The sequence below is a fragment of the Myxococcus stipitatus DSM 14675 genome, assembly GCF_000331735.1.
GTDB lineage: Bacteria > Myxococcota > Myxococcia > Myxococcales > Myxococcaceae > Myxococcus > Myxococcus stipitatus.
This window is the reverse complement of the sequence record NC_020126.1, coordinates 9,939,407-9,956,550: the sequence shown is the minus strand read 5'-3', so window position 1 is coordinate 9,956,550 and position 17,144 is coordinate 9,939,407. Positions and strand designations below refer to the sequence as shown.

General features: G+C 68.1%; 21 protein-coding genes. 16 read left to right on the top strand and 5 right to left on the bottom strand.

Going from position 1 to position 17,144, the window contains the following annotated elements:
• Window positions 1–27: 27 nt before the first annotated feature.
• From MYSTI_RS38775 to MYSTI_RS38760, 4 genes are read left to right on the top strand one after another with little or no spacing between them, the layout of a single operon-like run.
• A complete protein-coding gene (locus MYSTI_RS38775; RefSeq protein ID WP_015353338.1) occupies window positions 28–960 on the top strand; it encodes a hypothetical protein in 933 nt (310 codons plus the stop codon).
• Window positions 957–1,616: a hypothetical protein gene (locus MYSTI_RS38770; RefSeq protein WP_015353337.1), complete on the top strand. Its 660-nt coding sequence runs from the start codon at window positions 957–959 to the stop codon at window positions 1,614–1,616. The genes MYSTI_RS38775 and MYSTI_RS38770 overlap by 4 nt, the downstream gene beginning before the upstream one ends.
• Window positions 1,613–1,972 (top strand): hypothetical protein, encoded by a 360-nt coding sequence (locus MYSTI_RS38765; protein ID WP_015353336.1) that lies wholly within the window; start codon window positions 1,613–1,615, stop codon window positions 1,970–1,972. The genes MYSTI_RS38770 and MYSTI_RS38765 overlap by 4 nt, the downstream gene beginning before the upstream one ends.
• Window positions 1,972–3,012, top strand: a complete 1,041-nt coding sequence (locus tag MYSTI_RS38760; protein ID WP_015353335.1) for a hypothetical protein — start codon at window positions 1,972–1,974, stop codon at window positions 3,010–3,012. Before MYSTI_RS38765 ends, MYSTI_RS38760 begins: the two co-directional genes overlap by 1 nt.
• On the opposite strand, the gene MYSTI_RS38755 is transcribed toward MYSTI_RS38760, so the two are convergent.
• Window positions 3,002–3,382 carry a hypothetical protein gene (locus MYSTI_RS38755; protein ID WP_015353334.1) on the bottom strand — a complete coding sequence of 127 codons (381 nt, stop codon included), beginning with the start codon at window positions 3,380–3,382 and terminating at the stop codon, window positions 3,002–3,004. The two genes, MYSTI_RS38760 and MYSTI_RS38755, sit on opposite strands and share 11 nt — an antisense overlap.
• A 250-nt stretch (window positions 3,383–3,632) precedes the next feature.
• Between MYSTI_RS38755 and MYSTI_RS38750 the strand changes: the two genes are divergently transcribed.
• The 3 genes from MYSTI_RS38750 to MYSTI_RS38740 all read left to right on the top strand — a co-directional run bounded on the left by MYSTI_RS38750 (window position 3,633) and on the right by MYSTI_RS38740 (window position 6,859).
• Entirely contained in the window at window positions 3,633–5,108 is a 1,476-nt protein-coding gene (locus MYSTI_RS38750; protein WP_015353333.1) for a HAMP domain-containing sensor histidine kinase, read from the top strand.
• 111 nt (window positions 5,109–5,219) lie between these two features.
• A complete protein-coding gene (locus tag MYSTI_RS38745; RefSeq protein WP_015353332.1) occupies window positions 5,220–5,825 on the top strand; it encodes a hypothetical protein in 606 nt (201 codons plus the stop codon).
• Between the two features lie 41 nt (window positions 5,826–5,866).
• Window positions 5,867–6,859, top strand: coding sequence for a LysR family transcriptional regulator (locus MYSTI_RS38740; protein WP_015353331.1), 993 nt, complete (start codon window positions 5,867–5,869; stop codon window positions 6,857–6,859).
• A 51-nt stretch (window positions 6,860–6,910) separates the two neighbouring features.
• On the opposite strand, the gene MYSTI_RS38735 is transcribed toward MYSTI_RS38740, so the two are convergent.
• Window positions 6,911–7,852 carry a pirin family protein gene (locus MYSTI_RS38735; protein WP_015353330.1) on the bottom strand — a complete coding sequence of 314 codons (942 nt, stop codon included), beginning with the start codon at window positions 7,850–7,852 and terminating at the stop codon, window positions 6,911–6,913.
• A 142-nt stretch (window positions 7,853–7,994) separates the two neighbouring features.
• Between MYSTI_RS38735 and MYSTI_RS38730 the strand changes: the two genes are divergently transcribed.
• The 7 genes from MYSTI_RS38730 (at window position 7,995) to MYSTI_RS38705 (ending at window position 11,945) form a co-directional block, all read left to right on the top strand.
• On the top strand, window positions 7,995–8,417 hold the full coding sequence (locus MYSTI_RS38730; protein WP_015353329.1) for a hypothetical protein: 423 nt from the start codon (window positions 7,995–7,997) through the stop codon (window positions 8,415–8,417).
• Window positions 8,418–9,095: 678 nt separating this feature from the next.
• Window positions 9,096–9,767, top strand: a complete 672-nt coding sequence (locus MYSTI_RS44065; protein ID WP_015353327.1) for a collagen-like protein — start codon at window positions 9,096–9,098, stop codon at window positions 9,765–9,767.
• Between the two features lie 199 nt (window positions 9,768–9,966).
• Entirely contained in the window at window positions 9,967–10,437 is a 471-nt protein-coding gene (locus MYSTI_RS38720) for a macro domain-containing protein (RefSeq protein WP_015353326.1), read from the top strand.
• A 9-nt stretch (window positions 10,438–10,446) separates the two neighbouring features.
• Window positions 10,447–10,599, top strand: coding sequence for a hypothetical protein (locus tag MYSTI_RS44060; RefSeq protein ID WP_169558696.1), 153 nt, complete (start codon window positions 10,447–10,449; stop codon window positions 10,597–10,599).
• A gap of 78 nt (window positions 10,600–10,677) precedes the next feature.
• Window positions 10,678–11,133 carry a hypothetical protein gene (locus MYSTI_RS38715; protein WP_015353325.1) on the top strand — a complete coding sequence of 152 codons (456 nt, stop codon included), beginning with the start codon at window positions 10,678–10,680 and terminating at the stop codon, window positions 11,131–11,133.
• 20 nt (window positions 11,134–11,153) lie between these two features.
• A complete protein-coding gene (locus MYSTI_RS38710) occupies window positions 11,154–11,573 on the top strand; it encodes a hypothetical protein (RefSeq protein ID WP_015353324.1) in 420 nt (139 codons plus the stop codon).
• 30 nt (window positions 11,574–11,603) lie between these two features.
• Window positions 11,604–11,945, top strand: coding sequence for a hypothetical protein (locus tag MYSTI_RS38705; RefSeq protein ID WP_015353323.1), 342 nt, complete (start codon window positions 11,604–11,606; stop codon window positions 11,943–11,945).
• Here MYSTI_RS38705 and MYSTI_RS41240 read toward each other — a convergent pair.
• From MYSTI_RS41240 to MYSTI_RS38690, 3 genes are all read right to left on the bottom strand, one after another.
• Window positions 11,938–13,017 carry an oxygenase MpaB family protein gene (locus tag MYSTI_RS41240; protein WP_052351134.1) on the bottom strand — a complete coding sequence of 360 codons (1,080 nt, stop codon included), beginning with the start codon at window positions 13,015–13,017 and terminating at the stop codon, window positions 11,938–11,940. The genes MYSTI_RS38705 and MYSTI_RS41240 overlap by 8 nt on opposite strands.
• A 223-nt stretch (window positions 13,018–13,240) precedes the next feature.
• Window positions 13,241–14,161: a LysR family transcriptional regulator gene (locus tag MYSTI_RS38695; protein ID WP_015353321.1), complete on the bottom strand. Its 921-nt coding sequence runs from the start codon at window positions 14,159–14,161 to the stop codon at window positions 13,241–13,243.
• A gap of 120 nt (window positions 14,162–14,281) precedes the next feature.
• A complete protein-coding gene (locus tag MYSTI_RS38690; protein ID WP_015353320.1) occupies window positions 14,282–14,872 on the bottom strand; it encodes a TetR/AcrR family transcriptional regulator in 591 nt (196 codons plus the stop codon).
• Between the two features lie 189 nt (window positions 14,873–15,061).
• Here MYSTI_RS38690 and MYSTI_RS38685 point away from each other — a divergent pair, with 189 nt between their 5' ends.
• Window positions 15,062–16,072: a saccharopine dehydrogenase family protein gene (locus MYSTI_RS38685; RefSeq protein WP_015353319.1), complete on the top strand. Its 1,011-nt coding sequence runs from the start codon at window positions 15,062–15,064 to the stop codon at window positions 16,070–16,072.
• Window positions 16,073–16,103: 31 nt separating this feature from the next.
• Window positions 16,104–17,132 carry an SDR family oxidoreductase gene (locus MYSTI_RS38680; RefSeq protein WP_015353318.1) on the top strand — a complete coding sequence of 343 codons (1,029 nt, stop codon included), beginning with the start codon at window positions 16,104–16,106 and terminating at the stop codon, window positions 17,130–17,132.
• The last annotated feature ends 12 nt before the right edge of the window (window positions 17,133–17,144 follow it).

Sequence of the window (17,144 nt, the reverse complement as noted above, 5' to 3'; positions counted from 1 at the left end):
CGTGGCTCCGAGGGGGAGCACTCCACCATGCCCTTCGACATCAACCGCTTTCGCGCGGAGAAGCGCTATCGCAACACCGCGTCCGTGGCCGAGTTGATGGGGGACCTGGGCTTCCTCGCCCGCTTCGACACGGAGATAGAGGCGCTGCGCAACAAGTGGCGCCGCCGGGCCACCGTGGCGAGCTGGGTCTGTGGCCTGTTGTTCGTCGCGCTGCTGGCCATCGGCTTCGCGCGCTCCGGCGACGAGGAAGCCGAGGGGATGGAGAAGCAGTGGGCCGGGTGGGGCGTCACGCTCGTCCTCGCGGTGGGCCTGCACCTGCGCGCCAACAAGTACTCCCGGCAGGACCTGGAGAACCGCCGCTACAGCCTGCTCTCCCAGCTGCTGCTCCGCCTGCGCCGCGACATCGAGCCGGAGGAGCCGGTGACGCTGGAGCTGGACTTCCGCGCCGTGGACCACCCCGACAAGTGGACGGAGAAGGGCCGGGCGGGCCGGTGGACCACGAATGAGTTCGAGGACCCGTGGATGATGCTCCAGGCGCGCCTGCGCGACGGCACCCACCTGCGGCTGTCCATGGAGGAGTGGCTCCAGAAGCGCACGCGCACGAAGGTCAATGCCCGGGGCAAGCACAAGACCAAGCAGAAGCAGAAGAGCGCCACGTTCCTCCAGGCGCAGCTGCGCGTGAAGCCGGAGCGGCATCCGGGCCTGGCCTCGCTCCAGGACACGGCGCGCCAGTCGGTGCGGCTGCCGCCGAAGGTGCTGCTCTCGAAGCTGGATGTCTCCGAGGACCGGCTCAGCCTCCGCGCTCGGATGGAGTCCGACTGGGTGGCGGTTCCGGTCGACTCGGCGCCCGCGCCGGATGCGACGCGGACGTGTCTCATGATGCTGTTGAGCCTCTACCAGGTGCTCAATCACTCCAACGCCCGGCAAGGCAAGAAGCTCTCCGCGAGGGCCTCCTCATGATGCGTTTCGTGTTGGCGCTGTCCATGTTGCTCGCGGGGGGCTGCTCGCGCCCCTCTGGCTCCGAGGCTCCCTCGACGCAGGCGCAGTCCGCCGTGGCGTCGGACGACGCGGTCCCCCTGCCGGGCAAGCTCAAGTTCAAGGACGCGGACGACCGCGAGCGCTTCTCCCTCAAGCCGAAGGACGACGGCTCCAAGCTGGTGGATGGCGAGGACCGGGAATTGGCGCGCCTCAAGTGGAAGGGCGCCACCCTCAAGGTCTCCAGCCCGGAGGATGTCCCGCTCGGCTACGTCCTGGGCTCCTCGGGCGGCGCCTTCATCGTGCGCGACGGGGCGCAGAAGCAGGTGCTCTACACGCTCGCGCGGCAGGGGGCGGGCTGGATGCTCACGGGTGCGAAGGGCGAGGTGCTCTACACCGTGTCCGCGGATGGTGACGGCGCGCGCATCCAGGATGCCTCCGGCGCGGAGGTGGCCCGCGTGAAGGTGCGCGAGGGCAAGGTGTCCCTCAAGGACCCCAGCGGCAAGACGCTGCTCGCCACCAAGTCCCTGGTGAACGCGGACGCCGCCGCGTGTCTGGCTTTCGAGAAGATGGACCTCCCCTTCCGCGTCGCGCTGCTGCATCAGCTCCAGACGCCTCCCTCCTCCGGGTCCTCTCCATGAGCCCTTCCTCCGCCGATGGCTGCGAAGTCAGCTCGGGCTTCCTCTTCGCCCACGCGTGTGGGCTGCCCACCAGCTCGCTGTGCCCGCGCTGTGGCCGGCGCGTGTGCGCCGTGCACATGACGACGCTGGATGGCGCGGAGGTGTGCTCGACGTGCGGCGGCCTGGGGGCCGGCGACTCGGAGGACGAGGGCGACGAGGACGCGAGCACCTACTACCAGGACTACGGCTACTACGGCTCGGGCTCCTCGTGGGGACGGGGCACCTCGAGGGACCCGCATGACTTCACGGAGGCCGACGGCGAGAGCTTGCGGCGCGAGGAAGACGCGGCCTTCGAGGAGGACCTGGGCGGAAGCTGATGCGCGGCACGCGGTGGCTCATCTACGCGCTGGGCGGAGGCATGGGGCACTTCACCCGCGCCTGTGGCCTGGCGCGCATGGCGGCGCGGCGCGGGCATCGCGTCACGGTGATGACCAACAGCGCCTTCGCTCCGGACGTGCCGTTGGAGGAGGTGCTGGGACCGGGCGCCTTCGTCCACCGCATCAACCCGGAGCTGTCCAAGTCCGCCGTGCGCGAGACGGTGGAGTGTGTCCTCGACGGAGTCCGCCCGGAGGTCCTCGTGGTGGACACGTTCCCTCGGGGGCTCGTGGGCGAGCTCGCGCCGCTGTTGCCCGGGCTGCGCATGGCCAAGGTGCTGGTGCACCGGGACCTGAACCCCGCCTACGTCGCGAAGTTCAACATCGCCGAGGCGGTGGAGGACTTCGACCTGCTGCTCGTGCCGGGGGAGGATGCGCCCTTCGCGCGGCACCCGCGTGCGCTGCGCACCGCGCCGTGGCTGTTGTTGGAGCAGGAGGAGTGGCTGAGCCGCGCTCGGGCGCGTGAGCGGCTGGGGGTCGCCGCGGAGGACCCGAGGCCATTGGTGGCCGTCATGGGCAGCGGCAACGAGCTGGAGGTGCGCGAGGCGGGCGACATCGCCGCGCGGCTCCAGGCCGAGCTGGGCGAGCGTGCGCCGGTGCGGTGGCTTGCGCCTCCGGGGCCTTGGTTCGACGTGAAGGGGAAGGCCGCGCGGAACACGGTGCGCGGGGCGCCTGGGCCGTTGTGCGTGTGGCCCGCGTTGGCGGTGATGCCTGGGGTGGATGTGCTGGTGGGGGCGGGGGGCTACAACACCGTGCAGGAGGCCCGGGTGACGGGCACTCCGCTGGTGGCCCTCGCGCGAGCCCGGCGGTACGACCGGCAGGCGGTGCGGCTGCGTCCGGAGGAGCTGGCCCGCACCGACGCGGAGCTGGTGGAGCGGGCCGTCGCGCGGGTGGGGCCTCGCCCGGAGCAGACGGCTTCGGGCTACACCTCCGGAGCCCGCGACGCGGTGGCGCTCATCGAGCGCGCCCTGCTCAGTGCTTGAGGTCCTTGTGCGGCGCGGGGTCGATGCCGTGCGCCATGATGAAGTGGTAGAGCACCTGCGGGTCTTCCTTCGGCCCGCCCATCAGCTCCACGAGGAAGTGGCCCTGCGCGCCTGAGTCCGGGTCCTGCGCCACGGTGACCTCGGTGACTTCGCGGCCCGCCATCACCATCTCACCGACGAGCGCCTTGCCCTTGAGCACCTGGACGATGTGCTGACGCTCCTCTTCCATCATCAGCCAGTGGAAGTCGTCGTGGTCGTAGAGCATCGCGTCGACGGAGCCGCAGCGGAGGATGCATTGGGTGTGTTCCTGGAGCCAGCGCCAGAAAGCATCGAACTTCAAGGTGCGTACCGGCTGGGGGAGTATGTCCATGGTGACCTCTCGCGCGCGGCCAGGGGGGCACATGCTCGCCCGCCACGTCGGACCTCCCTAGCACGATTGCCTGCCTCCGGCGCTGATGCCGTGCGGAGAACTTTCCGCCTCGCCCGGCCGCTGTCCACTGAAGTGAATCCCCCACGTCCTGGCCTTGTTGCTCCAGTCAGGGGGAGGTGACGCCCGCCCCGCTCGCGGGCGTCAGGGAGGCCCTCGTCGTGAGCGCCCCGGTCCTCTGCTCGGAGGTGACATGAGCCTGCGCGCCTGGCTTGCCGCCACCTTGGGTGGCCTGGCCCTGTTGACGTTCATCGCCGCCACCGCGCTCATCGTCTTGACGAACGCGCAGAACCGTTCGGCGAACACGCTGGGCAACTCGGTGGAGGGGCTGCATCTGGCGGAGGAGCTGGAGATCGACCTGCTCATCCACTTCCGCTTGAGCGGCGTCGGTGGGAGCGTGGACACGTCCTCCTCGCAGTTCGTGCGCGGGCGGACGCTCCAGGGTGTCGAGTCCTCGTTCCCTCAGCTGCTGAACGGGCTGCGCCAGAACGCCACCAGCGAGGCGGAGCGGTCGCTCATCCGCGAGGTGGACCAGGCCTTCAATCGCTACCTGTCGGCGCAGCGCGCGGCCGCCCGGCTGCCCCTGTCGCAGCGGATGTCGCGGTCCATCCCCTCGCTCGACTCCGCGCTGGATTCGCTGGAGCGGCTGGTCCAGTTCAACGTGGACGAGGCACGTGAGGCGCGCGAGGCGTCCTCGGACCTCAACCGCATGGGCAACGTCGTGGGGCTCGTGCTCTGCGGGCTGTTGCTGGTGTCGCTGGCGGTGAGCACGCTGCTGCTGCGGAGCATCGCCCTGCAGCCGCTGAAGGACATCAGCCAGGCCATGCGTCGGTTCGGCGCGGGCAGGAAGCGCACGCGGGCCCCCGTGGCCGGGCCCACGGAGCTGCGCGACATGGCGCGCACGTTCAACGAGATGGCCAATGGGCTGACACATCAGCAGGAGCAGCAGCTCGCGTTCCTCGCGGGCGTGGCGCATGAGCTGCGCAATCCGCTGTCCGCGCTGAAGCTGTCCACGGCGCTCTCCGAGCGGAGCCGCGCGCAGCTCACACCGGAGCGCATGGAGCGCACGCTCGCGCTGGTGGGGCGGCAGGTGGAGCGGCTGGACCGGATGGTGGGGGACCTGCTCGACGCCACCCGCATCGAGGCCGGCAAGCTGGAGCTGCGTCCGGAGGTGTGTGACGCGCGCGTGCTGGCGCGGGACGTGGTGGAGCTGTACCGCTCCAGCGACAGCGGGCACACGCTCCAGCTCGACGTCCCGGATGTGCCCGTGCCCGTGCGCGTGGACCCGGACCGGCTGGAGCAGGTGCTGACGAACCTGGTCAGCAACGCGCTGAAGTACTCGCCGTCCGGCAGCCGCGTGGACGTCATCGTGCGCCGCGAGGAGTCCCGCGTCTGGTTGTCGGTGAGGGACCAGGGCATCGGCCTCAGCGAGGACGAGAAGCGCCTGCTCTATGCGCCCTTCCAGCGGCTGGGCACGGCGAGCAGCAAGCGCGCGCCGGGCGTGGGGCTGGGGTTGACGGTGGCTCGCCGCATCGTGGAGGCGCACGGCGGGGACATCGAGGTGGAGAGCTCGCCGGGCGTGGGCTCCACCTTCAGCGTGCGGCTGGCGCTGGCGGCGACGGTGGAGGTGCGGGAGGAGGCTTCCGTGCTTCCGGACTCGCTGCATTAGCGCTGGGGGTCGACGGAAGCGTTGCGTGCCGTGCCTGGGTCGAGGAGTCTGCGTGCGCCCGGAGGGGGCAGGCAGTACCTTCCTCGCCACATGCCAGGAGCTGTACGGAACATGAAGACCTCGCGTCGAGTCGCGTCGCTCGCCCTCCTGTTGTCCCTGGGAGGACTGGGGGCTTGTGCCTCCCGTCAGACGGCGCCCGAGCCGCGCGCCGCGCAGTCCGCGTCCGCCTCGCCCGCGGCTGTCATGCAGTCCACGGAAGGGGGCTTCTCCGTCGCGCTGCCGGAGCCGGTGAGCAAGGAGAGCCGCGCGCAGGTCACGGATGTGGGCGAGGTGACACTGCACACCTTCGTCGCCGTTCGTCCGGAGTCGGACACGGCCTATTACATCTCGTACACGGACTTCCCTCCGGCGGTCATGGCGCAGGCGAAGCCGGGGGATGTCGTCTCCCGCGCGAGCATGGGGGCGCTGGAGTCACTGGGCGCGACGGGGCTCTCCTCGCGACCGCTGACGCTGGAGGGGTTTCCGGGCTGGGAGGTGGAGGGGATTTCCGGCGCGCGGCGGCTGAAGGGCCGCTTCTACCTGGTGGGGCCGCGGCTCTATCAGCAGCTCCTGCTGCATCCGGAGGGCAAGCCGCCCCAGGACGCGGAGGGGTTCTTCGAGTCGTTCCGCCTGGACCCGCAGGTGGCGGCGATGCTCTCGGGCGGTCGCCGCTCCTGAGTCGTGCTCGCGGGGCGGTGGTGCGCTATGCAGGACAGTCGATGAACCTGTCCGCCATCGACCTGAACCTGTTCCTCGTCCTGCATGCCGTGCTGGAGACAGGCAGCGCGACCGAGGCGGCCCGTCAGCTCCACGTCACGCAGTCCGCGGTGAGCAACGCGCTGGCGCGGCTGCGGGAGCTGTTGGGGGACCCGCTGCTGGTGCGCAGCGGGCGAGGGCTGACGCCGACGCCTCGGTGCGAGGAGCTGCGGCCGTTCCTGACGAACGCGGTGGCGCAGTTGCAGGTCGTGGTGGACGGGCAGCGCTTCAATCCGATGGAGAGCACGCGCCGCTTCACGATGGCCAACGCGGACAACCAGGACCTGTATGACGTGCCGAGGGTGGTGGAGGCGTTCGCCCGGCGCTTGCCGCGGGCGCGGCTCCGGGTGGTGAGCCTCGACTACCTCATCGGGGCGAGCGGCTTGGAGACAGGGGAGGTGGACGTGGTGCTGGCGCCCTGGCAGGTGGCGTCGCAGCAGGGGTACTTCGCGGAGGACCTCTACGAGGAGGAGGTGTCCTTCGTCGTGCGCAGGGACCATCCGAGATTGTTGGGGCCGCTGATGACGGTGGAGGAGTTCAATGCCTCCCGCCTCATCGACCTGGTGTTGACGCAGGGGCGGCCGGGGATTGGTCATCGCCTCTTCGAGCAGTTCGGCAAGGCGCATGGCCTGGTGCTCAACTCGGCGCTGTCGGTGTCCCACTTCATGGCCGCGGGGATGGCGGCGACGCGGACGGACTACGTCGCGGGGATGCCGAATCGGATGGCGGAGGCGCTGTGCGCGATGCTGCCGCTGCGGAAGTTGAAGCTGGTGCCGAGTCCTCCGCCCATGACCATGTCGCTGGTGTGGCATTCGCGCACGCACCTGGACCCGGGGGCACGGTTCCTCCGGCAGATGATTCTCGACGTGCTGCGGGATGGCAGCGTGGGACGGATGACGGCGCGTGCGAAGGAGTCCAAGGCGGTGGGCGCTTCGCGACGGGCACGGGGGCGCTGAAGCCCGAGCGCCCGCGCCGGGCACGAGGCTCGGGCGGGCGTCTGGGAGGCATTACGAGGTGGCGCCGGGGGCGTCCTCGGGGACGGAGCCGAAGCGTCCGGCCTCGAAGTCATGGATGGCTTCGATGACTTCGCGTTGGCTGTTCATGACGAACGGGCCGTAGTGGACGATGGGCTCGCGGATGGGCTCGCCGGAGAGGACGAGCAGGTGGGTGTCCTCGTCCGCGCGCAGGGTCAGGAAGTCGCCGTCATTGGCGAAGAGGGCGACGTCTCCCTGGGAGGCCCGCTCACCGCCGGACGAGATGCGGCCGGAGGCGACGAGGACGAGGGTGTTGTGGTGCTTCGGCAGCGCGACATGGAGGTCCGAGCCTGCCCGCAGACGGACGTCGAGCAGGGTGATGGGGGTGAAGGTCCTGGCGGGGCCTCGGGTGTCGCCGAACGGGCCCGCGATGACTCGCACGGTGCCGCCGTCGATGGCGACGGTGGGAATCTGGGCCGCGGTGATGGGCTGGTAGCCCGGCGCGTCCTTCTTGTGGGTGCGAGGCAGGTTGACCCAGAGCTGGAGCATCTCGAAGGGGCCTCCGCGTCGGGAGAAGGCTTGCTCGTGGTACTCCTCGTGGAGGATGCCGGATGCGGCCGTCATCCACTGCACGTCGCCCGGCCCGATGACGCCCGAGTGGCCCGCGTTGTCGCGGTGGGCGACGTGGCCCTGGAAGGCGAGGGTCACGGTCTCGAAGCCCCGGTGAGGGTGCCAGCCCACGCCTCGCTGGCCCTGGGCCAGGGGGGCGTAGTCATAGGGCGGATGGTGGTCGAGAAGCAGGAAGGGGCTGACACGCTCCTGGGAGATGCCGCCGCTGGGGACGACGGTCTTCACGCGGAAGCCATCGCCGACCCAGTGGAGGGGCCCGCCGCCATGGACGCTCTCGAGCGTCCGGGCGCGAGGCAGCGCGGTGTGAACGGTGGGGGAAGAGAGGGTCTGTGTCGTCGTGCTCATGGACCCAACGTAAGGGCCGGAGTCGGTGTGTAAATCGCACCTGGGCGTGATGCGTAGCATCACGTCGTGTGATGGGTCCTTGGGGCTATCGTGCCTCCCAGCGGGAGGGGCCTGTGCCAGGGCTCCAGGGAGCACTTTCGAGATGAAGCTGACGCCTCTGTCGGAGCTCGTTGAACCGCTACGACACCATCAGTGCGCGTTCATGCCCACGGAGGGATACGAGACCTTGGTCGCCTACGTCCTCGGATTTGATGCGGCGACCGGGGGAGGCGCACTCACGGGGTTTCGCGAGTGGCTCATCACCAGGGTGCGGGACGGTAACAATCTCGATTGGCCGATGCTGCTGGACATGCTCAGGGCGCAACGAGCCGCATCGACCGTGGAGGCGCGTGAGGAGCGCGAGAAGGAGCGAGTTGATTTCCTCTGCGATTCGCTCAGGGCCTTCTTCGAGGTGCAGCAGTCTCCTGATGGCCTGAGAACCATCTACGTCGATTACGAGGCGTGGCTCGGAGAGCAGGAGTGGTACGACCCACCGACGCGGAAGAGGTCCCCACGCAAGCGATGAGCCTTCTCGCGAGGCGTGCGCGGAGAAGAGGGCTCGAGGTTTTGTGGCGGACTCAATGGGTGGGCGTTAGAGATAACGGCTTCTGTGCATCGATGGTGCTGACTCACTGAATCCGGCCTCAGGGTGGTGATGGAACCCAAGAAGCTCACGGTGCGGCAGTGGTCCGATGTCTCTAGTGAACCGCTCTCGGAAGAGAGTGTGCGTGCTCTGCATGTGCCCGCGAGGAAGTATCGGGTGAGCGTTGATCGGTATTCGCCAGGGGAAGAGGTCGCTGGCGGAATGCGGGCGGGTACGTGCTACGTGTTGGCAGGGCACTGCCAGATTGAATTCGGTGAGCAGGTCGCCCAGTTCGTCGCTGGGGATGTTGCCGAGTTCCCTAGCGGTAGCTATCGCCTGGTGGTGAGCCCTGAAGCTGAGTGTGTTGCTGTTTTTGCTTGGGAGCTTCCGAAGGAGTTTGCTGGGTAGGGGAAGGCAGGACTCTGCCTTGCCGAATCCCGCCGAGTCAGTCCCCAAGCTGAACTCAAGCAGCCCACATCCACATTGCACGGGTGGTGCACGCGGGGCACGCTGGAGTTCTCGCAGGGAGCACCTGGCGAGGGATGCGCGATCTGTGCGCGCTCCAAGAAGGGGGACCTTGTGAACTCAACCAAGAAGACAGTCAACGGAAGTCAGGAAGACATGCATCGGATTCAGCGTCCCAGGCTGGTCGGAAGTGTCTGTGTCGGAATGTTGCTGCTCGCGGGCTGTAGCTCAGGAACGAACGGAGAGCCGGGCCCCCAGGGAGAGCGCGGGCTCACTGGCGAGCGGGGGCCGCAAGGAGAGCGCGGACTGACTGGCGAGCGAGGCGCCCAAGGCGAGCCGGGCGCCGCGGGTCAATCCCAGAGTGTCCCGCCCTGCGACGGGTGGGTCTACGTGGATGCGAAGGGGACGGTGGTCGCGCCCATCTGCGCGCCGTACCTCGTCGATGCACAGGGACATACCTGGGCCGTGCACAAGGAGACGGGCAAGCCTACCTTCGAGGGGACAGACCCGAGTCACCTCCTCCGCGTCGATGACCTGGCTTCCCTCGTGTACTTCGAGACGAAGGACTGCACGGGAACACCGTACATGTCGTTTGCCGTCATGCCGCGCATGCCCTTTCCCGTGAAGGGCAAGTATCGCGTGCGCGGGGATGCGGATGCCTGGGCGATGCGGACCTTCCACTCGCAGTGGCGAGATGACGGCTCGTGCGAGGACTTCACGGGCAGGCCGCCCCCAGAGCCGACGGGAGCCTTCCCCTTGGGGCCCGAGGTCGCCGTCACACCCCCTGCTGCATTCCAGGGCCCGCTCCACATGGAGCGGCGTCGCTGAGTCTTCACGAAGTGAGCACCGCCTTCGAGTTGACCTCGACTCGGAGGCGGTGGAACACGCACGCACTGCAATGGATGGGAGGGCGAAGCCATCGTGCGTGGTATCGTGCAGTCCTGATCGACGGTGCCATGGCGAGCTTCTTCAAGCGAGAGGCCGAGTTCGGCGAGTTCGAGCAGGTCTGGTGGGAGGTGCTGGCTCGATGCCCAGCTTTTTCGTGAGTGGAGACCTGCTGCGGCAGGAAGGGTTGGACGCTCTTGCGCATGGGTGCAACTGCGCTGGCGCCATGGGCAAGGGCATTGCCGTCGAGTTTCGAGCGCGCTTTCCGAAGATGTACGCCGAGTACAAGCAGCGCTGTGCGGACGGCCGCTTCGGACTGGGAGACGTGTTCACCTGGACCGAGGGGGGAATGACGGTCTTCAACCTTGGGACTCAGAAGACCTGGCGGACGAAAGCGGAGTTGGGTTCGCTCGAGAGTGCTGTCGTCAAGATGGTCCAGGAGGCGGAAGCCAAAGGGCTCGAGCGGGTCGGTCTCCCGCGCATCGGCGCAGGGCTTGGAGGACTCCCCTGGGAGTCCGTGCGAGCACTCTTGCTTCGCATCGGGGAGCGCACCCGGGTGAATCTGGTCGTCTTCGAGGATTTCGTCCCCGGCGTGACGGTGGAGCTCTCGTAGGAGGTACTCATGAAGATCGCGAACATCGGATGGGGCTGTCTTCATGATGCAACGATGGTTGCGGTGACCACTCCGCGGGTATCGGGCGAAACGTGCGTTCGGGTGCGGCTGTGCGAAGAGGCTGCACGTGATGCCGAAGTTCATGTGACGGAGCCGACGTAGGAGTAACCCCGTTGCGTGGCCACCCGGGGGCGGACGGGGGCCCTATCGGCGAAGCAAGCCCATGAAGAGTCTGACGCCATGAAGAATCTCAGTGCGAAGGGGAAAGCCCAGCGGCTGATGCGCATCTTCCAGCGGACTGGGGGCGAGGACCTATGGACCCATCCGGTTGGGAGCTTCCCGGAGACCGTGCGTGCGGTGCTTCTTGAACAGGTCAAGCTCATGCCGACCGAGCTCCCTGTCTTGGCTTGCTTCGAGAACGAAGACCAATGGACGTTGGTCACGACAGCGCGAGTCGTGGTCAAGACAGGTCCTGATGCCCGAAGCCTCCACTGGGGGGACATCGAGGACGCCACGGTCGATTCTGGCTACGTGTCCGCGGCGCTTGCCTGTGACCCGCGAGGGAAACTGGCTCTCAATCGACTGACCCTGGTTTGTCGTGACGGTGAGCGCGTAGCGCTCTTTCTCGAGCCCGGGCCACCGTTCTTTGGTTTTTGGAACGTGCTCAAGAGCATCGGCAACAGCACCAAGAACTGAGGCAGGGAGGCTGGTGGCGAATGGAATGGCTTCCGGTTCTTCGCTTCGGGAATGACACCCAGTTGGGTGTGCGGGTCGACGGTGAGTGGGTGGTTGAGAAAGGGGGCGCGTTCTTCGACCTGCGCCCGTCGAAATACGTTCCAGCCCTGCCTCTGCTGCAGATGGAGCGAGGCGCCGTGATGGACGAGGTTCGTCGCAAGACGGAGTCCAGCGGCGTGGCATGGCGCTCGATTGGAGCGTTTCCCGTCGCGCGGCTGCTGGAGACGGCCCTCAGAAGCCGGATGGATTTCTGGGCGGCGCGTGCCATCGAGTGGATGGAGCCCGCGGATGTCGATGCGGACTTGCTCGATGCCCTTCAGCAAATCCAGGAGGCGCGTTGGGCTTCGCAGTTCGTAAGAGGGCAAGCCCGGAAGGTCATCCGCGCCCTGGCGAAGCAGTGACCGCAGTCCCGACTTCGAGTGAGGTGACTGATGGAACCCAAGAAGATCACCGTGCGACGTTGGTCCGAACTCTCCAGTGCGCCGCTCTCGGAGGAGCGTGTTCGTGCCCTGCGCCCGCGTCAGTGGAATTACCGGGTGAGCTTGAACAAGCATGAGCCAGGCACAACCTTCGATGGCTTGATGAGCGCAGGTGAGTGCTTCGTCCTTACTGGGAGCTTCCGGATCGCGTTCGGAGAAAAGGTCGTCAAGCTCGTTGCTGGAGATGTCGCCGCGCTCCCTCAAGGCTCCTATCGCGTCGTGGTGCCTCAAGAAGCGGGAGTGGTCTATCTCCTGGCCTGGGACCTGGCGAAGCTGCTTGCCAAGCTCAAGTAAGCGAGTGCTCCTCCAGCCCCCAGCACCGTTTGAACGCGGGCGGCACTTCAAACGGGGTCTGCGCATCCGGACGCAGGAAGAGAATCAACCGCTGTGCGAAGTGCCTGGCAATCCAGCTCCGTCGTCGCCGCGCTCCAGGCACCCACCTCGACGCCCGAAGGGCCACCCGCTTCTGCCTCGCCCGGGCGGCGACCAGCCACTTCGTCCAGTTCGGCTTCGGGATATCCAATGCCGCCGCGACGCCGTCCCCGAAGACCGCGTCTTGGAGAAAGAAGTGGGTCAGGCTCACGGCATAGCCCGGCACCGGGTAGAGCGTCTGGACGGAGCTCAGCAACTGCTCCGCCAGGTGACGTCCTTCGGGCGTGGAGCGCACATGCCGCTGACTGATGCGCCGCGCGAGGAACATCGCCCCCTCCTCGCTGGACGGCAGAAGCGATGCCTCCACGCCGAGGAGCCGCCCGACCGCCGACCACGCCTGGATGTAGGCCGCCGCATCGGCTGAAGACACCTTCACGCCCATCTTCCGCAGGCCGTCGAGCGTGGCGATGGAGAAGGTCAGCAGCGTGCCCGCCTGGTCCTCCTGGTTGATGGGCACCCCCCACTCCTCGAGCCAGGGATTGGAGGTATCGCTCAGCAGCCGGTGCCGGATGAGCGCATGAATCAGCCGGACCTTGCGCGTCGCGAGCCAGCCAATCCTCCCTTCCGCCAGTCCACCGGGCTGCATGACGTTGATGACCATCTGCGCCGTGTCGCAGAGACGGCGGATGGGGTCGTCCTTCAGCCGTCGTGAGCGATAGACCGCCTGGACACCGTGTCCCGCCGCGTAGGCCAGGTGGAGGGAGTAGGAGCCCAGAATCATGAGGACCTCGGGCCCGTAGAGCCCGAAGAGTCGCTGCCCCCTCGCGATGACCTCCGGCTCCACCAGGTTGTTCCGAGGCAACGCCGCGAGGTAGCGCAGCACCCAGGGCTCACCTGCGGGCAGTCGCTGCATCCGGAACAAGTCACGGAGCAAGTGCTCGAGAGACTCGGGGCCATGCGAGGTGAGGTGCTCGGCGACGAGGTCGTCCACCACGGGGTCGCCAACACCCCTCAGCCTGTCCAGTGTCTCAGTGCTGGTATCGAGCATGCGTTCCCCCGCGACACCACCAGCAGGCCGTTCCGGGGTCGAGACGAACAATACAGAAGCGACACGCGCGAGCCGCGAGCGGCGCGGTGTCTCCGTCGCCGCGTCAACATCCCTCCCGCGGTGAGACACGACGCCCGATTCAATACCCGACAGGGATTGCTCGTGGGACTCAACCCTCGTCGAGCGCGAGCTGACACAGCGCCGTGAGCCGGTTCGCGGCCCACGTCGCCACGGGCCCCAGCGGTGCCCCCTTCCGTCTCACGAGCGCGAGCGTGCGCTGCGGCGGAGGTCCTCCCTCCCACGCGGCCAGTCGAAGCTGCACGAGCCTCCCCGCCGACAGGTCCTCGCGCACCAGGTGCTCGGGCTCATGACCCCAGCCAAGCCCTCCGAGGATGAGCGCATGCTTCGTCATCAGGTCCGCGACCCGCCAGCTCCTCGGCGAGAACACGCCCCGGTCCGCCGTGCCCGTCTTCCCCTCGGGCAGCCGCTCACTCAGCACCAACTGTGTCGCCGTGGCGAGCTGCTCCTCCGTGATGACGCCCTTCACCGCCGCCAACGGATGCGAAGGCGCGGCGACGGGCAGCATCTTCATGAGCGCGATGGGCCGCTGCTCCAGCCCGGAGAGGTCCGCATCCGAGCCCGCGATGCCCAGCGTCGCCTTGCGCTCCCTCAGGCGCTCCGTCACCGCCGCCAGCAGCTCCACCTCCAGCGAGAGCTCCACGCCCGGATGCGCCTTCGCCAGCTCCTTCACGAAGGAGACCAGCGCCTCCGTGGGGAACATGGCGTCGACCACGAGCGCGAGCTTCGTCTCCTCGCCGCTCTTGATGCGGCCCACCACCGCCTGGAACGTGGCCAGGTCGTCGTGCAGCCGCCGCGTCGCAGCGACGACGGCCTCTCCCTTCGCCGTCAGCCGAGGCACCCGGCTGCTGCGGTCGAACAGCCGCATCCCGAGCTGCTTCTCCAGCCGCTGCATCGCCTGGCTGACCGCGGGCTGTCCCTGGCCCAGGCTCCGAGCCGCCGCGGAGAAGCTGCCCTCCTCCGCCACGGCCTGGAGCGTCCTCAACTGGTCGATGGTGACACTTTCGAGCACCGCGCGACTGCATCACATCGACCCAGCCGATGCACGCGCATGGCGCCCTGCTTGCGCACGGATGACTCCGCGAGGAGCGTGGTTGATGCCTCACTCCGACGAAGTCGAGGCACGCGCGTCCTACTTGCGCGCCGACAGCCACGAGATGATGAGTGAGGCCAGCGTCGCCGCCGCCACGCTCTCAGAGACTGTCTCCCGCAGCATCTCCCGCGAGATGGCCTCCGCCGCGCCGATGATGCCCACGCAGCGCTGCCGCAGCGCCTCCTTCGGCAGCTCGCAGAACGGCTCGAGCGTCTCCGCATAGAAGGCGACGTAGCGGTCGAGCACTCCTTGATAGAAGGCCTCCATCTGCTCGTCGCCCTTGAGCGCCGCGGTGATGGCGTGCTGCTCCGGGCCGCTGGTCCGGTAGCAGCTCATGTACGCGGCGCTCATCACCTTGGCCACGTCCTCCAGCTTCCGCTTCGTCTTCTGGAGCGCCTCCCGCAGCAGGGTGACCTGTCGCGAGTCGATGCGCTCGAACATGGCCATCAGCAGGCCCGAGCGGGTCTCGAAGTGCTCATAGGCGATGGGCTTGCTGACCCCCGCCCGCTCGGCCAGGCGCGCGAGCGTCAGCGCGTCCGTGCCTTCCTCCCGCACCAGGGTGAACGCCACGTCGAGCAACTGCTCCCGACGCTGCGCCTTCGGCATCTTCTTGGATGAGGTCTCGCTCATGGACGTCGTGACTCCTCTCCGGGCTTAGCCGCCTCGTTCCGCACGCGCAACCGCCGGAGCACTTCCTCAAAAGTCGTTGCGAACTTACGACTAGTAACTTACTAAGTGTAGAGACATCGCGTCACTGTCTTCCGCCGGACCACCGGCAACCCCCACCCACTGCCCTCGCGGCAGAGGAGCGACCTCGTCATGTCCACGCACAAGCAGAAGCCCGTTCTCATCGTTGGAGGCTCCGGCGTCGTTGGTTCCCTGGCGGCCAAGGAGCTGCGCCGGCTCCAGCCCACGCTGCCCATCACCATTGGAGGAAGGGACCTGGCCCGCGCCGAAGCGGTGGCGCGCGAGCTGGGCCACGCGGATGCGACGCGAGTGGACCTGACCCGCGCGGACCTGGGCCAGCCCGCGGAGCGCGCCTACAGCGCCGTCGTCATGTTCTTGAAGGACGACTCCCTCAACTCGCTGCGCTACGCCCAGGCGCAAGGCGTGCCCTACCAGGGCATCTCCACCGCGCTGTTCGAGGTCGCTCCCGAAGTCGCCCTCCACATGGCGCGGCCTGGGCGCTCGGCCATCCTCATGAATGGCACGTGGCTGGTGGGCTCCGCCATCGCCGCGGTGCTCCACTTCGCCCGCGAGTTCAAGACGCTGGACTCCATCGCCATCGGCGGTGTGCTGGACGAACAGGACGTGGGCGGCCCCGCCGCGTACGCGGACCTGGACCGCATGACGAAGTCCGCGGCCAACGCCCTGCTCCTGGAGAACGGCCAGTGGCGCTGGGTGGACAGCACCGAGGGCATGCGCAAGTTCCGCGACTCCACCGGGCTGGAGGTGCAAGGGCAGGCGTACTCCCTGCTGGACCCCTCGGCCCTCGCGGCGGCGACGGGCGCGAAGTCCGTCCGCACCGACGTCTTCATCGGGACCTCCGCCTCGCGCCGCCGGGGCGAGCCGTACTCCACCGAAATCATCATCGAGCTCGAGGGCACCCGCCCTGACGGCACGCCCGCCCGCACGCGCCACGAGCTCATCCACCCCGCGGGACAAGCGCCCGTGACGGCGGTGGGTGTCGCCGTCGGCGTCGAGCGCCTGCTGGGCCTCGCGGGGGGAGCCCCCGTCGAGCCGGGGCTCTACCTGCCCACCGTCCTCATCGAGCCCGAGTACCACCTGCGCCGACTCCAGGAGTCCGGCCTCCAGGTCCGCGGCGCGTAATCCCTCCCCTCCTCATCACAGGAACTTCCCCATGACTGCCTCGAACGTGACTGCCTCGAACGTGAAACCCGTCCTCATCATCGGTGGCTCCGGAGTCGTCGGACGCCGGGCCGTGAAGGCGCTGAGAGACCTCCACCCGGAGCTGCCCGTGCGGATTGGCGCGCGCGACATGACCAAGGCCGCGGCGCTGGCGAAGGACATCGGCCACGCGGAGGCCGTGCGCGTCGACCTGGAGCGCGATGACCTGGGCCTGGCGCCCGACGCGGCCTTCAGCGCCGTGGTGGTGCTGCTCAAGGACGACTCGCTGCGCTCCATGAAGTACGCGCAGGACCACCGGCTGCCCTACGTGTCCTTCTCCGACTTCGCGTTCGATATCGGCCCGGCCGTCGGGCGCTACATCCAGCGGCCGAAGGACTCCGCCGTCCTCCTGCTGGGCAACTTCCTGGGAGGCACCGCCGCCCTCTCCGCGCTGCACTTCGCCCGAGAGTTCAAGAAGGTCCACGCCATCTACCTCTCCGGCATCTTCGACGAGGAGGACGTGGGCGGCCCCGCGGCCTCCGGCGACATGGTGCGCCTCCAGAAGTCGGTGCCCAGCCCCCTCATCCTCGAGGACGGGAAGTTCATCTGGGCCTCGAGCGAAGAGGACGCCACCCGAACCTTCCAGGGCGTGGACGGAACCTCGTGGAAGGGGCACGCCTATCCCCTCCTCGACGTGGCCACGCTCGCCGCGTCGACGGGGGCGAGCACCGTCCGGCTGGACATGGCGGTGCGCTCCGCGTCCCAGCGCGCGCCCGGCAAGGGCCCTGGCCATGAGCTCATCATCGAAATCGAGGGCGAGCTGCCCGATGGGACGACGGCCCGCGTGCGCCACGCGCTCGTGGATGGCGACGTGCACTCCGGCTTGAGCGGACGCGGCGTGGCGCTCGCGGTGGAGCGATTGCTGGGCCTCAGAGGGGGAGCGCCCGTTGCGCCGGGACTGTACTCGCCCGAGGGCCTCCTCGACCCTGCCTATGTGGTTGAGCGCTTGCGCCACTGGGGAACAGTTGTCGGACGCGCGTAATCACAAAACCTA

What these genes read in the sequence shown, in the direction of transcription:
- MYSTI_RS38690 (WP_015353320.1), bottom strand. Translation starts at nt 14,872, where the DNA reads ATGAGCGAGACCTCATCCAAGAAGATGCCGAAGGCGCAGCGTCGGGAG.
- MYSTI_RS38705 (WP_015353323.1), top strand. Translation starts at nt 11,604, where the DNA reads ATGGAACCCAAGAAGATCACCGTGCGACGTTGGTCCGAACTCTCCAGT.
- MYSTI_RS44060 (WP_169558696.1), top strand. Translation starts at nt 10,447, where the DNA reads ATGAAGATCGCGAACATCGGATGGGGCTGTCTTCATGATGCAACGATG.
- MYSTI_RS38680 (WP_015353318.1), top strand. Translation starts at nt 16,104, where the DNA reads ATGACTGCCTCGAACGTGACTGCCTCGAACGTGAAACCCGTCCTCATC.
- MYSTI_RS38745 (WP_015353332.1), top strand. Translation starts at nt 5,220, where the DNA reads ATGAAGACCTCGCGTCGAGTCGCGTCGCTCGCCCTCCTGTTGTCCCTG.
- MYSTI_RS38770 (WP_015353337.1), top strand. Translation starts at nt 957, where the DNA reads ATGATGCGTTTCGTGTTGGCGCTGTCCATGTTGCTCGCGGGGGGCTGC.
- MYSTI_RS38740 (WP_015353331.1), top strand. Translation starts at nt 5,867, where the DNA reads ATGAACCTGTCCGCCATCGACCTGAACCTGTTCCTCGTCCTGCATGCC.
- MYSTI_RS38755 (WP_015353334.1), bottom strand. Translation starts at nt 3,382, where the DNA reads ATGGACATACTCCCCCAGCCGGTACGCACCTTGAAGTTCGATGCTTTC.
- MYSTI_RS38750 (WP_015353333.1), top strand. Translation starts at nt 3,633, where the DNA reads ATGAGCCTGCGCGCCTGGCTTGCCGCCACCTTGGGTGGCCTGGCCCTG.
- MYSTI_RS38765 (WP_015353336.1), top strand. Translation starts at nt 1,613, where the DNA reads ATGAGCCCTTCCTCCGCCGATGGCTGCGAAGTCAGCTCGGGCTTCCTC.
- MYSTI_RS44065 (WP_015353327.1), top strand. Translation starts at nt 9,096, where the DNA reads ATGCATCGGATTCAGCGTCCCAGGCTGGTCGGAAGTGTCTGTGTCGGA.
- MYSTI_RS38775 (WP_015353338.1), top strand. Translation starts at nt 28, where the DNA reads ATGCCCTTCGACATCAACCGCTTTCGCGCGGAGAAGCGCTATCGCAAC.
- MYSTI_RS38760 (WP_015353335.1), top strand. Translation starts at nt 1,972, where the DNA reads ATGCGCGGCACGCGGTGGCTCATCTACGCGCTGGGCGGAGGCATGGGG.
- MYSTI_RS38710 (WP_015353324.1), top strand. Translation starts at nt 11,154, where the DNA reads ATGGAATGGCTTCCGGTTCTTCGCTTCGGGAATGACACCCAGTTGGGT.
- MYSTI_RS38685 (WP_015353319.1), top strand. Translation starts at nt 15,062, where the DNA reads ATGTCCACGCACAAGCAGAAGCCCGTTCTCATCGTTGGAGGCTCCGGC.
- MYSTI_RS38715 (WP_015353325.1), top strand. Translation starts at nt 10,678, where the DNA reads ATGAAGAATCTCAGTGCGAAGGGGAAAGCCCAGCGGCTGATGCGCATC.
- MYSTI_RS38735 (WP_015353330.1), bottom strand. Translation starts at nt 7,852, where the DNA reads ATGAGCACGACGACACAGACCCTCTCTTCCCCCACCGTTCACACCGCG.
- MYSTI_RS38720 (WP_015353326.1), top strand. Translation starts at nt 9,967, where the DNA reads ATGCCCAGCTTTTTCGTGAGTGGAGACCTGCTGCGGCAGGAAGGGTTG.
- MYSTI_RS38730 (WP_015353329.1), top strand. Translation starts at nt 7,995, where the DNA reads ATGAAGCTGACGCCTCTGTCGGAGCTCGTTGAACCGCTACGACACCAT.